A 14,059-nucleotide genomic window follows, 5' to 3' on the forward strand; every position below is an offset into this window, starting at 1 on the left:
AAATAAACAAGCTATTAAGAATACTTTAGCTTTTGCCAAAACAAAAGACAGCTCAAAATATCAATTCATAGCCCCATGAATTTGAATTTCGAGCTGCCCGAGAATTAAGGAATATTATTTTATCTGTAAGAAACAGCAATCCTAGCCAATTGCCCAACAATCTTAACCGAGTCTTTCATAGAAAGCTTAGACCCATCTGCGTGAATCCATCTTTTTAACGGCTGTTCACAAATAATACGTTTAGCTTCTTCTTTGCCGTAAAACTTTCTCATTCGCATAAAAATCTCTACATCAAAAAGCCATTTGGTAATGAACTTTTTATTGAACATGGTCGAAGCTATTTCACGATCCATTATTTTAGCACCACATTGCGTATCTTTAAATGGCATACCCAATATGGTCTGTATGATCATATTAATGGTCATGCTTATAATTTTACGAGCGGACTCTTTAGTGATGTTCGCTCCCATTCTACTGATTCTAGAACCGCTTACAATTTTAAACTGAGAACCTTCTATTGTTTTCACCAAATCGTCAAAATCTCTAAAATCAGTTGAAAGGTCGGCATCCAAATATCCAATATAATCCAATTGTTCATCTTGCATCATATGTAAAATACCTTGTCGTACAGCTTCCGCTTTACCTCCGTTCTTCTCACAGTTATAAACGCTAATATTGGATTCATGTCCTTTTCTCAGTTCATGCAATACCTCCAATGTTTTATCGGTACTTCCATCATTAACAAAACATAGGTGGTACCCAAGGTTTTTATGTGCAAAACTTTTGAACTCCGGACCTGAAAGTCGGTCTTCCTCATTGTAACAGGGAATAATTACACCAACACAATGTTTTTGCAACATTCTGCCCCCTTCACCAGTAGTTGCGCTAGATGTCGATTCTTTAACGACTGTTGGCGCTCCAATAATACGTTTTATACGCGCCGCCATTTCGTCTAGACTTACTGGCTTTTTCATATAATCATTAATGCCTAAATCGAAACCATCTACTATGATTTTTTCATCTGTATTACCTGACATTACTAAAATAGGGGTATCGGATTTTTTGTCGACACGAATATGCTTTACCACATCTAGGCCTGTAATACCTGGCATATTTATATCAACTAATACGAGGTCTGGTTTGAAATCATTGAAAATTTCAATGCCTTTTTCACCTGAATCGGCGGTTTTAACCTCGTAACCTAATTCTAATAGTCTTTTTTCTACCGAAAGTAGAATCAGCAATTGGTCGTCAATAGTAAGTATTTTCATGATGGTAAGGTCTATGGTTTGTAGAGTAAGATTTGGGAATCCTTTTTTTTGTATTAAGCGTTTACTTTTATATTTGCGGGAGTTACTCCTATTGCATTAACATCTATTATCTGTCTTTTTGATTTTTGCACTTGTATAGCCTTAAAATAGTCTAAATACATTTGAGTTATAGTACTCATTGGCAACGAACAGGCTGCTTCGTAATTGGTTTTGGCCAGTTCTGTTCTATAGGCATCGTCTGAAAGTATTTTTTCTATGGCATCCGCTAAAGATTCTTTATTCTCCGGTAAAAAGAATTCTCCTCTGTAGCCTTCTTCCTGAACCAATACACTTAAGTCACCTAAATCAGGCAGGGCAACGGCTTTTCCGTAACTACCCGCTTGATGCAACACTCCTGAACTACCCGTGGTAGAAGTATACGGAAAGACCACAACGGCACTATCGCCAAAAATTACAGGTACATCTTCTTCGGCAACATAACCCGTAAAACGTATTTGAGGTACGTGGCTATACAATTCTTCCATTTTCTTAAGATAACCAGGTGTGTTTGGGCTATCCGTTCCTGCAATTACTATTTCTATATCTTCATTGCTCCTATTACGAATGACCTCTACGGCTTCAATAAGGACCTCAACCTTTTTGTAGGTTCCAAACTTACCAAAAGCCAATACCTGTTTGGGTCCTGCAGGAAGACTATAATCTGGTTTTGGAGGTGTCTCAAACGAGCCATGCGGAATTAACGCCACATTCTTCGCCTTATATTTTGCTTCTAAAATGGTTACATATTTGCTTATAGTTACCGCCAAAATATCGGAGGCCAAAACAAACTTGGTCAAAGTTGTTCCAATGAATCCGTATATACTCTGGAGTAATTTATTCTTTGTAAACCCGGCACTATCCAAGTCTACTTGCTCCAAAATATTGTGCAATAATGAAATGGTGGGAATGCCCTTAAATTTGGTCATATAAGGCAACATCAAACCTAAAGCTGCAGGTATTTTTTTATCCCCAAATTTTAAGAATTGTAAATTATAAAGTACAGCATCTGGCTTATGCATTTTAATAGCCTTGTTCACCGTTAGTAAATTCGCATAGCTATTAAAGTCCCAACATTCGGCAACCGTAATTTTACAACCTTCTTCTTCAAAAGAAAGATCTTTAGGGGCTTCGGTTGTATCGGTCATCAAAATAATTTCGGTGACTTCTTCTTGCAGTCTAAAGTGCTTTACAAGGTAATATCCATATTCCGTTAAGGTGACCTTACTAGGAGGATATGCGGTTACAATGGCTAGTTTCATACTGTATATTTAAGATTTAGGCTATTTAATATGGTGATTATCCTGTATTTTTATATAATTCGATTTTACTATTTTCAGTTTTCGGCCACACTCTTACTCCGTAACTCTTTGTTAGCGAAATAGACCAACTGAACCACTAGCAATAAGGTCATGGCTATGAGCTGCATATGCACTACACTTTCCAAACTTTCATGATATAATACCACTAATACTATTTGCGAAAGGCCTAATATTCCCGATAAAATAACGGGTACATAATGATCTAATGACAAAAAGTAATAGGCGAAAATATTTGATATAGCGAATAATGAGGTAGCCAATGCATATTGCCACAATAAACTGGACATGGCTATATAAGAATCCCCGAACATTAAAGTGATAATCAATTCTGGAAAAATATAACATACCACAACAATAGCTGCGGACAATAACCCTATATAGGACACATATTTAAATAGAATTGGCGCTGTGGGCTCTCCGTCTTTTTGTTTCTGTACTACAACAGGAAGTAATAGCATAACAAACATCCAAGCTACAAAATACACTACCCTACCTATTAAGGCCAAAGAAGCGTACAATCCTGCTTCCATGGGTTCAAAGTAATGTTTCACCAATAATACATCGCTATTATTTATTATGATTTGAGTAAACTCATAACAAGCGGTCAACCAAATAAATTGGGAAACTCTTTTGGCACTCTCAGGCTCAAGCTTTCTTGACTCTGTAAACGATATGGATGTACTATCCGAAGGAAAAAGTCCGAAAAGAAAAGACAAAAATATGCCCAGTGCTACTAAAGTACCCGGTTCAATATCCAAAAGAAAAAGTAAGGCCATAGTCAAAAGCAGACGACTCCACATCTCTGTTTGATAGGTAATAGATAATTTACCAAACTCCTGCCGGCCTTGGTAGGCTCCTCTATTTACACTCATAAAGAAATATATAGGTACACCAACACCAAATACAACAAACATCCAATGACTTTCCGTATTAAATAAATATTGTAACGGCTTAGAGCAAGCTATAATGATGATGCCCAAAGCAAGACCTACAATGCTCGCTTGACGGTAGGTAATATTCTTAAATATATTCCACTCCGTACCGGAAAAAATAACTGCAAACTTTGCTGCTGCCAATTGAAATGTCATTCCCAAAAAGGAGAGTACCAATAATAAGGTTACCAAAAGTGCAGCTTCCGAAAATGCTGCAGGCCCTAGAAGTCTCCCTAATAATAGGTTGTACAAATAGTTACCACCATTTACCAAAAGTACGCTCCCCATGAACAGTTGTTCTTGGGATACTTTTTTAAACATTAATTTGATGGCTGTCATAATTTATATATTTCCTACATTTTTAATTAACTCACAAATCCGAGTCTTTCTGAATTTAAACACATTCAACTGTATATTAAATGTTAACACTTTCTTAGACTGAGATTTATGAGAACAATACGTAAACGATAATCCGTAATTTTATTGTAAGAATTAACTTATAATCGATGAAATGTTGTATTTTAAAGAGATATTTATGCATTTCATCGATAAAATCAAATTTTATTGGATTGCCTTTATCTCAACAATCAAAAGCTGTCCCAGCAAACATTCCAAACGGAGTAAACCCTCTTCCTAAAAATAAAAACATCAACCTGTATTTCAACCACCAAACACATTAAAAACATTTCAAATAGCTGATTTATAATGGTATAATTACACCAGTTTTTGACCTTTCTATTTTTTAAAAAGTCCAATAATGGTTGACTATAGAATAATGGCTGAAAGCCTTAAACCAGCAATACCATCGATGAAATACAATATTAACACCGTTATAGTGTTATATTTTCTGACAAATAATTACGAATGCAGCGTACCAACGTTTTATTAATCTTAGCACTGGTCATAGGCATAGCTTTTCACGGGTCTAGTATCTTCTTTACCCTTGAGACTACCTATGATGCTTTGATACATTTGTTTTTTGCGGACCATTACGCCAACAGTTGGTTTGAGCCGTGGGATTATAGGTGGTACACAGGTTTTACCGTACAGGCCTACCCTCCACTGGTACATCAATCTATTGGAATTCTCTCTCATATAGGCGGACTCAAGTTTGGAATGTTCACCGTAGCTATGATTGCAATTGTTTTGTTCATCACGGGAGCATATCGGTTTGGGTTATTGATGACCGGTGATAGAAAAATTGCAGGCTATACTGCCATACTAGCTGTGTTCTCTTCCACCTTTGTAGAAACCCTTCATATTTTTGGGCAATTGCCAAGTATCGTTGGACTTTCGGTACTTCTACATTCCTTACCAGAGATTTACCTTTGGGTAAAAACGGGTAAGCTAAGGTACATAGCCACAAGTCTATCATTGATTGCCGTGACGGTTACTTCTCACCATGTAACGCCTATTTTTGGAATGGTATTCTTTATTTTTCCATTGCTAGGCATGGCCGTAATGGATTCGGCCAGAGACCAAGTGAACAGCTTTAAAGAAGTACGCTTTTGGGTATTTTTCAAACAATTTAAAAAATGTTTTTGGCGAATCGTCATATTCGGTTTTTCATCATTGTTCCTTATTGTTACCTGCATATTTCCCTATTGGCTCAACTCAAAGAAAAATCCAATTACCCAAGTACCCATTCCACATGGGTCTCGTGATAATTTTCTAGAAGTAACCTCATCCGGACTCGTATTTTTTGTTATCCCATGGGGGATTCTGACCTTTATCCTTCCTTTTCTTTTTTATCGATATTACAGCAGGCGCTACATCTTTTTTGGATTATCGTTCTCAATGCTAACCCTTTTAGGTACCGGTGGAACAACTCCGCTTCCTCTCATATTATTAGGTGAAACCGCTTTTAATATATTGACTTTAGACCGTTTTACTCTTTGGGCGACCATTATGGCTCTGCCTCTTTTTGGAGAATTTGCCTTTCGTATGGTAGAGGGCGATTTAAAAGAACGTATTCAGGAAAATTGGGGTCGTGTATACCATCGTATTTTGGGGGGCGTAATTATGGGCGGTATTTTGTTCATGGTCATTTTTACCATGAGTCTTGGCTATTTTAGGCCATCACAGCCGGCAAAAATAAAGATGCAGCCCATTATCAACTTTTTAAGTCAAGATTCTCATGACCATTGGCGTTATTTACCATTGGGGTTCGGAGATCAAATGGCTTGGTTATCTGCTCAAACAAAGGCAATGACGGTAGATGGAAACTATCATTCCGCCCGACGTTTGCCCGAACTTACCACTAGGGCAATTGAACGGTTAGAAAATTCAAAGTTTAGGGGTGTAGAAGGAATAGGGTCATTACAGCAGTTTTTAACGGTACCCGAGAAATACAACCTTAAATACATCTTCTCAAACGATAAATTCTATGATCCCATTCTTTATTTCTGCGGATGGCAGCGCTTGCAACAACTAGAGAACGGAATTATGGTGTGGGAAAAACTCAACGTCCCGCCGTTCCCTACAATAATGCCCAAAGAAGATGTACCCGTAGGAATTAAAATTATGTGGGGTATCATTCCCATACTAACGGTGGTCATCGCTTTTATAATAAATATTCAATGGATTTGGGTAAGAGCACTAAAAGCTAGAAAACTACCGCAAGGTGAGTTTATGAAGTATGCACTTGTACACAACAATTTTCCAAAGAAATTGGTAATCATAAATCATATATGGGCGTTTATTATATTGATTGTACTGGTTTTTGGAATACACTTATTCTACATTAAAAACGTAGACCAGATCGCCCCTACCAATGTAGTTGAAGCTTATTACGATGCTATTGATTTTAAAGAATTCAATAAAGCGCATTCTTTTTTAAACCCTGATAGCGGAAAGACCATTGCCCAATATATGTTAGAAGTATCTGTTACAGATGGTATTCTTAGCTCTTACGCAAAACTAGATTCACTGGGCATTGAGTTTTTACAACAAAATGATACAAGCGCCCGGGTTAAGGCCGCTACTAGATGGATTACGCCTTTAGAAAGTATTCATAAAGATTTTTATCACAGTCTTATTAAAAAGAAAGGCAAGTGGTACATAGAGCCTTCTTCTCTGGATAATGATTTACCACCGGACCAATTGTTCACCTCTAACAACACCACCTTTTTCAATCATGGTAGACGAAAGATTACAACCCAACAAACTCACCACGAGGATGTTCTAAAACAACCTGTTTTAGAGGTATTAAAAGCCAAACTGGTGCAATACCAAGGTAGCTACAGCATTATTGGAGAACTGCAAAACGTGGATCACGTACCCGCCGATGTAGTCATTAAAGGCACACTTTATAATGATGAAAACAAAGAACTTGCTACCTACAATGCTAAAGATGTAGCCAAACATAAATTGATGCCAAAAGAGACCACCACCTTTAGAATAGATTTTGAAGGAATTGCCTGGTCATCAACAAAAGATACCCTGCCCCCTACTTTTAACCCGGACCAGTTCACTCCAATGACTTTTGAGGAACAGCCTACAAAATTTAATCTACAGTGCGCCGGTAACGTTGCCAATACGGACTTATACAAGCAGGTTAGCCTTCAGGAATTGGTTTTTGAAGGAGATAAAATAAGTGGTACCCTTTACAACTCCGGTATACAGGAAGTTACTATTCCGCAGTTATTGATTTCATATTATGACGATAATAAAAAACTGATTTGGGTAGAACATGAATTTTTAACCGATGGTGTCCGTATTCAGAGAAAACGATTCTTCGAGTATGATGTGGCGTGTCTATCGGATATTAAAATCATAAATAGTAGTCTAGAGAATTGTTTTGTAAACGGAAGTCCGAATTCAGAAATTGGTATAAAACTTTTCCCAGATAGAGATGTATCGCATGCCCAGGACCAATTGCAACCGTATTCCGGTGATGGATTTCAATATTTAAAATTTGAGTTGAACAGTTATATAGGTAACCCGAAATGAAAATGCATTTTGTACATATCTGCATTGCTTTCATGCTGCTTTTCTTAGGGTGTTCAAAAGAACCAGAGAAAAAGGAAGTTTCAAGCGCTACCTTTGAACTGCTCACAACAGAAGAGAACTTTACCGCCGGGGAAGCATTCGCTCTCCACTTCAAAGCCTCAGGAGAAGCCAGTCCTAATCTTATTTTTAGAAATGCGGTGGGCACCACGGTTCTTAAGCCTTCCGTTGTTGATGATACTTTGCAATTTGCTATTCCAAAGAACTTTTACGAAAAATCGGGCATATGCTATTGGTCTTTGAATTCCGATTCCGAAGAAAAAATGAGTGGTACACTTAACATCTTAGTCAATAATAAAAATGGCACTTTTCTAGAATCGTATTTAGGACCTAGAAGTCTAACGGCAGGACCTATTGATTATGCCATGTTCGTTATGCTTGCTACTGATTTCTATGACAACCCTTTAAACGATAGTACATCAATTTACAGTAAAGTCCAGTTTCAGGATAGCCAAACAGAACAAGAATTACGCACTAAAAACCTTATGGCGTGGTCTCTAGTACGATCTCCCGAAAAATCTGGCCGTATGTTGATTTCCTCCGCTTGTAATGAAACTGACTCCAAAGAATTTACCACAATTATCTACCCTGCAAATCCTGTGGATTTCACCATATCCTACGAAAGAAATCACGAATATGCAGATGGCAACCAAGTGATTACCTTTAGGACAAGCATTTTAAGAGATACCTATGGTAATATTGTGGGAGACGGCACCTTGGTAGGTTTTATCATCACCGATGATAAAGGTGCAAAACTCAAAGCACAGGGCACGACCCTTAACGGCAAAGCTGAAGCACGACTTTTACATCCCGAGCAAAAAGCGAGCTGGTCCGTGGAGGCATTTGTGACCGGCGCGGCAAGAAGCAAAGCTGTAAAAGTTGATTTCAAAGCTTCTATAACCGATTATGAAATTCATTTTTCAGAAGATTATAGAGCCATATCCGTAGGTCCGCTTAAAAGTTTTATGGACCAACTTGTACCTGATGGTATGCCCATTGCTTTGACCGTTAGTGACAAAAACGGTAAGGTTTTGGACACACTCAGAACCTCTTCCATGCAGGGAGAAGGCCAATTTAAACTCTCGGCAGATTTCTTCCCGAACGATACCTACGAGTTGAAAATTAAGACTGCAGGCCTAACCAAAATAAAATCAGTAGTACTAAAATGAAAATGAACAAAACTTTATATCGTATTTTTCTGCTGCTGTCATTTCTGGCTCTCAACGGCCTAATTTTATTCGGAATCAGCAGTGCCTGGACCTATTTGAATACCGGTGCCGACCGTACTTCAATGTTACATTTACACGAGGAGATTTCAGCTAGCTATCTTCCAAAAGTAGAATGGGAAATTGCCCAAAATGAAGGTAGGCCCATGGAAGAACAAACTTTGGGTGAAATTGAGCGCGATTATATGAGCGCTTGGCAAGTACGGAATGCTGCTTATGCCAACAACGTACCCTACGGTATCGCTGATTATTATACGGATAGTATGCGCACGGAACTTTTTAAGGTTACCGACCTCAACCTTAAAAATAAAGTTACCCTGCAGACCACCACGCTAGAGCATCATCCAAATTTAGAATTTTATAGTACCGATGGAAAATTGGTGGTTTTGACCGATAAAAATGTATCGGCTTACGAAGAGGTTTACCAAGACGAAACTTTAGTGACAAAGCGAAGATTTACATCGGATTACAAGGTCATGCTGCTATTAGAAGATGGTTTTTGGAGGATTCGACAATTGGTTGAAACCGAATTACCGGAACAAATGAAGGAAATGCCATCACAAGTTCAAAATCTTAATGATTATCACTTTAAAGGCATCAATTACTATCCACAGGACACACCTTGGGATATGTTCGGAAAAAAATTCAACGATTCAATTATTGAACATGATTTTAAACTCATGGCGAAAATGGGAGTCAATAGCTTACGTATTTTTATTCCCTATGAATCTTTTGGAAAAGAACATGTAGACCTTGAAAAAATACAAAGAGTAAAATTGACGTTAGATATTGCCGAAAAAAACGGACTGTCAATCATGCCTACACTTTTTGATTTTTATGGAAATTATAGCGTTAGCGATTGGACGATGACCAATCGCCATGTTGAACAGGTAGTAGAAGCTTTAAAAGACCATAATGCTATTATTGCTTGGGACGTTAAGAATGAACCTGACCTTGATTTTGAATCGCGCGGAAAAGATTTGGTACTTTCTTGGTTAGAGCAAACCGTAGAACGTATTCGCAAACTAGATCCGAGACATGCTATTACCATTGGCTGGTCAAGCCCAGAAGCCGCCGTTAACCTAAAGGACGAGTTAGATCTGGTCTCCTTTCATTACTATAGAGAAGCTTCCGAGTTTCAAAATGTTCTTGCTAAACTTAAAGAAGAGGTTACAGATAAACCTTTAATTCTACAAGAGTACGGATACTCTTCATATGATGGTATTTGGAATGCCTATACCGGTTCGGACAAAAAACAAAAAGAATATGTAGAGACTATTCAAAAAGTTGTGGAAAGAGAACAGTTATCTCATATGATATGGACGCTTTACGATTTTAAAAATATCCCGACCTCTGTAGTTGGGCGCCTGCCATGGCGAAAAGTAAGACAACGCCATTTTGGCCTTCTAGATTTTAAGGGAGACCAAAAACCCATTTACGAGGTATTTACAAATTCGGGAAAAAAATAAAACCCTTTGTTGATTAGCTCCAATATTTTTCAAAGTACTGGTCCAAAAATATCAAGCTTGATTAGTACCAAGTATATACGTGGTATTAGTTTTATTCAATAAGGAGAAAACCCGCTCATTGGCACTACCTAATATTGTCAACGTACGATTGCGGGTTACAGCAAAATCATATAACCGTTTTAAGGCCAATGCACCGTTCGCATCAATTTCCGATAAACGTTCTAGATTGATAATTATCCGTCTATCCGAACCTAAGTATCTACCTATGTGTCGACTTAAAATAGTTGCGTTATTCAAATTCAATGTTCCGTGAACGCAAAATATACCACATGATTCCGTAATCTGTAAAGCCATAATGTAAAGTTCTGTAGGTTAATTTTTACAGTTGTAAAACTCTATTCAAGACACTAAAAATTAAAAGAGCTTTGCAACTGGACTTTAAATAACTGTATGTGAGCAAGTTTTATTGTTCATTATTCAAAAATGGCGCAAAACTTTTATAAAATAATTACCAATAAAAAAGTTTTATAGTCGTTATACACTTGTGGTAAAAAACTTACTTTAATGTTAAAACTAAATACACTCTGCATCGTGCTATTCTTTTCGTTTATAGGAATGGCGCAAAGTCCACTTCAACCTGGCTTTACCTTACTGGAGAATGGTGATTTTGAGCAAGCGGAGACCTTTTTTGAGGGTTATCTCGTTGATGACCCAAACAATAAAACAGCGTTGCTATGTTATGGCCGTGCTGTAGGTTTGAGTGGTGAGCCCGAAAAAGCCACAGGAATTTTCTCAGACCTTTTAAAAGAATACCCTGGTGATTTTGAAGTTCAAATCAATTACAACGAATCTTTCCTTTGGGACAAAAAGTATAAACAAGCTGAGCCTCTATATGCTGACTTAGTAGCTAACTATCCTGAAAATTTTGGCGCAGTTTTAGGTTATGCCAATACCCTTAGCAATTTAAAAAAATACGAAAAGGCTTTGGAATGGGTTGAAAAGGCCTTGCAAATTGATCCGGGTAATAAGGGTGCCCTGACATCAAAAAAATATATGCGCTTAGGCTATGCAAATGCCTATGTAAACGCTCAGAATTACAAAAAAGGAGAAGCCTTGTTAAAAGAGATATTTACAGATTTCCCTGAAGATAAAGATGCTTTACTAAATCTTGCCAATCTCTATTTGATTACAAAAAATACCGAGAAAGCAAAATCAACATACCGTCGCCTAGCGACTTCACCCAAAGATTCAATTAGTGCCCTGAACGGTATAGCCCTTGCAGAACATATTGGAGAGAACGACAAACAAGCTTTGGTAGTCGCTACAGAAGCAAAAGAAAGAGTAAAGTCTTTGGAGGATGAAGCTTTGAAGGAACAAACGTATGATCGTTATGTACAAGCTTTAATATGGAATAGAAAATACAACCAGGCTAAAACTGAAATAGCAGCGTTAGAAACTACATACGAAAATCGCAATTGGATCTACGCCCTAAAAGCTATGCATGGTCTTTATACAGGTGCTCCAAAAAAGAGTATTGCCAATTATGACGCTATCCTAAAAAATGATAATGCCTCTTTTGACGGCAACCTAGGTAAAGCCAATGCACTTTTTGCGGCAGACCGTATAGTTCCAGCATACAAAGCCGCTTTTGGTACGCTCAAAGTATTTAAAGACCAGAAAGATGCTCTTGGTTTTATTGATAAATTGAATATATCGTTCACACCAACTTTAGAAGAACACCTAGCTTATACTTTTGACAACGGTAAAAACGTAGCTTTTTCTACAAATACAACTGCTACCGTCCCCCTTTCAACAAAATTAAGCACTAATCTTTCGTATAACTATAGGACTACCGAAAACACGTTAACAAATAACAAGGCAAGTTCCCATGTGCTTTCTGCTGGGTTTGATTATAAACTACTTCCTAAAACTACATTTAAGACCGTTTTAGGGTTGAACAAATCTAGTTTTGATTCAGCTTCCTATACACAACCAGTAATAGACGTTAAGCTTTTAATGCAACCTTTTAAGGTTCAAAATCTAGAACTTAATTACAAACGGGAGATTCAAAGCTTTAATGCCGACCTTATTGAGCGGGAAATTGTAATGAACCACTTTGGCCTTAATTACAATTTAGGCACCAACTTTAATCTAGGTTGGTATACCCAAGCCATTTACACGACACAAAGTGATGATAATATTAGAAAGCTTCTGTTTACCTCCCTATACTATAACGTCTTGCGTAAACCGGCCTTAAAAGTAGGTGTCAATTATCAATATCTTTCTTTTGCCGATCAAGTACCAACTATTTACTTTAGTCCGGAAAAGTATCAGGCGGTAGAGCTCTTTGGTGACTTAAGGGGAGAGTTTTCTGAAAACACTACGTACATGATGAGTGCGGCTACCGGATTACAGCAAGTAGAAGAAGACCCAAATACGATAATATTTAGGGCCGAAGCGGGTGTAACCCATAAATTTTCTAAACGTTTTAGTGGCAACTTATATGGTAAATACAGTAACATTGCCTCCGCAACTGCTGCTGGTTTTGAGTTTACGGAGATTGGACTAAAACTAAAGTGGTTAATGACCAAAAAACCTTTATTCTACAAAAAGATAGTAAAATAACTACCCTCCTGAAGAATTAGGAGTGCAAAAAAAATGGACAACCTTTTTAATTAAAAGGTTGTCCTGATACAAAACATATTCTCAAGAACCCAATCGATGAGAATAATTCCTACAAACTATAACGCCTATTTATATTTTTTAAGATTAGCTATATAGAGATAAAAGCGAGTAATACGTATAGCATTCTCTTTTACGGTCTAACTTTTCTTAATAGTTCCAGATACTCATAACAGCTAACACAATACCTATTAAAACGGATAGAAGTACACCTATTAGACGTATAGCGGCCCCTTTGGAGTTTAAAATGTATAAGAGATTTGCTTTCATAGTAGATGGCTTTAATATTCTTACTACAAATTTACATCTGAAATTGAAAAATAAGAAAGCACTTACGTTGAATCACCTTAACCTATAGATGAATGGCATAAAATTGCAGAAATTCTTTAAACCAAGTTTAACCGTCTCATGAGTTCTGGTCTATTTGATCGACTAATGGGAATCACCATCTTTTTGATTAGAACGCTATTGTCTTCAATATCTATAATTTTAGTGAAGTTTATAACGTAAGATCTGTGTATTTGTAGAAACGTTTTATCTGGTAATTTCTCTTTTATTTTCTTTAGTGTAGTATGTACTCTATATTCTTTGTTTTCTGTGGTAATATCAATATAATCGCCTTGCGCCTTTACCACAAGAATTTCGTGCAAATTCAGTTTTATCAACCTTTTATCGATGTTGATATATAAATCTTTTTCAGCTTCTACTGTAGTATTCGTTTTTGGATTAGAACCTGAAACGGGAGATGCCTTTTTTTCGAGTGCATTTTTAATCTTTTGAACGGATTTTGCAAAGCGCTCTGCAGTTAGCGGTTTAACCATGTAATCTACAATAGCCTCATACTCATATGCTTCTATGGCAAATTCGGTATCCGAAGTAGTCAACACTACTTTAGGACAATTCTTTAGAGTTTGAACAAAATCAACCCCGCTAAATCCAGGCATATGAATATCCAAAAACACAACATCTACATCTTGTTGGTTTAAAAACTTTATAGCGTCTATTGCATTATCAAACTCGCCCACAACATTTAAATCCGACACCGAAGAGCAGTGTTTTGCTACTATGGCGCGGGCCGTTGCTTCATCGTCTACGATAATACAGGTCATGCTA

General features: G+C 37.3%; 9 protein-coding genes. 4 read left to right on the forward strand and 5 right to left on the reverse strand.

Annotated elements, in window-relative coordinates; all coding sequences use genetic code 11:
- Window positions 1-119: 119 nt before the first annotated feature.
- From P0077_RS02140 to P0077_RS02150, 3 genes are all read right to left on the reverse strand, one after another.
- Window positions 120-1,271 carry a response regulator gene (locus P0077_RS02140; RefSeq protein WP_276167525.1) on the reverse strand — a complete coding sequence of 384 codons (1,152 nt, stop codon included), beginning with the start codon at window positions 1,269-1,271 and terminating at the stop codon, window positions 120-122.
- A 53-nt stretch (window positions 1,272-1,324) separates the two neighbouring features.
- Window positions 1,325-2,569 carry a glycosyltransferase gene (locus tag P0077_RS02145; protein ID WP_276167526.1) on the reverse strand — a complete coding sequence of 415 codons (1,245 nt, stop codon included), beginning with the start codon at window positions 2,567-2,569 and terminating at the stop codon, window positions 1,325-1,327.
- A 74-nt stretch (window positions 2,570-2,643) separates the two neighbouring features.
- Window positions 2,644-3,900 carry an oligosaccharide flippase family protein gene (locus tag P0077_RS02150; RefSeq protein WP_276167527.1) on the reverse strand — a complete coding sequence of 419 codons (1,257 nt, stop codon included), beginning with the start codon at window positions 3,898-3,900 and terminating at the stop codon, window positions 2,644-2,646.
- Window positions 3,901-4,425: 525 nt separating this feature from the next.
- Between P0077_RS02150 and P0077_RS02155 the strand changes: the two genes are divergently transcribed.
- The 3 genes from P0077_RS02155 to P0077_RS02165 are packed head-to-tail and all read left to right on the forward strand — an operon-like array spanning window position 4,426 to window position 10,264.
- Window positions 4,426-7,512 carry a hypothetical protein gene (locus P0077_RS02155; protein ID WP_276167528.1) on the forward strand — a complete coding sequence of 1,029 codons (3,087 nt, stop codon included), beginning with the start codon at window positions 4,426-4,428 and terminating at the stop codon, window positions 7,510-7,512.
- Window positions 7,513-7,514: 2 nt separating this feature from the next.
- Window positions 7,515-8,738: a hypothetical protein gene (locus P0077_RS02160; RefSeq protein WP_276167529.1), complete on the forward strand. Its 1,224-nt coding sequence runs from the start codon at window positions 7,515-7,517 to the stop codon at window positions 8,736-8,738.
- The gene (locus tag P0077_RS02165; RefSeq protein WP_276167530.1) at window positions 8,735-10,264 is read left to right on the forward strand and encodes a cellulase family glycosylhydrolase; all 1,530 of its coding nucleotides are present in this window, start codon (window positions 8,735-8,737) and stop codon (window positions 10,262-10,264) included. The genes P0077_RS02160 and P0077_RS02165 overlap by 4 nt, the downstream gene beginning before the upstream one ends.
- A gap of 51 nt (window positions 10,265-10,315) precedes the next feature.
- On the opposite strand, the gene P0077_RS02170 is transcribed toward P0077_RS02165, so the two are convergent.
- Complete coding sequence (locus P0077_RS02170; protein WP_276167531.1) at window positions 10,316-10,618, reverse strand: STAS domain-containing protein; 303 nt, start codon at window positions 10,616-10,618, stop codon at window positions 10,316-10,318.
- Window positions 10,619-10,828: 210 nt separating this feature from the next.
- On the opposite strand from P0077_RS02170, the gene P0077_RS02175 reads away from it, so the two are divergent.
- Window positions 10,829-12,889: a tetratricopeptide repeat protein gene (locus tag P0077_RS02175; protein WP_276167532.1), complete on the forward strand. Its 2,061-nt coding sequence runs from the start codon at window positions 10,829-10,831 to the stop codon at window positions 12,887-12,889.
- A gap of 443 nt (window positions 12,890-13,332) precedes the next feature.
- Here P0077_RS02175 and P0077_RS02180 read toward each other — a convergent pair whose 3' ends face one another.
- On the reverse strand, window positions 13,333-14,055 hold the full coding sequence (locus P0077_RS02180; protein ID WP_276167533.1) for a LytR/AlgR family response regulator transcription factor: 723 nt from the start codon (window positions 14,053-14,055) through the stop codon (window positions 13,333-13,335).
- Between the last annotated feature and the right edge of the window lie 4 nt (window positions 14,056-14,059).

The sequence above is a fragment of the Zobellia alginiliquefaciens genome (assembly GCF_029323795.1).
GTDB classification, from domain to species: Bacteria; Bacteroidota; Bacteroidia; order Flavobacteriales; family Flavobacteriaceae; genus Zobellia; species Zobellia alginiliquefaciens.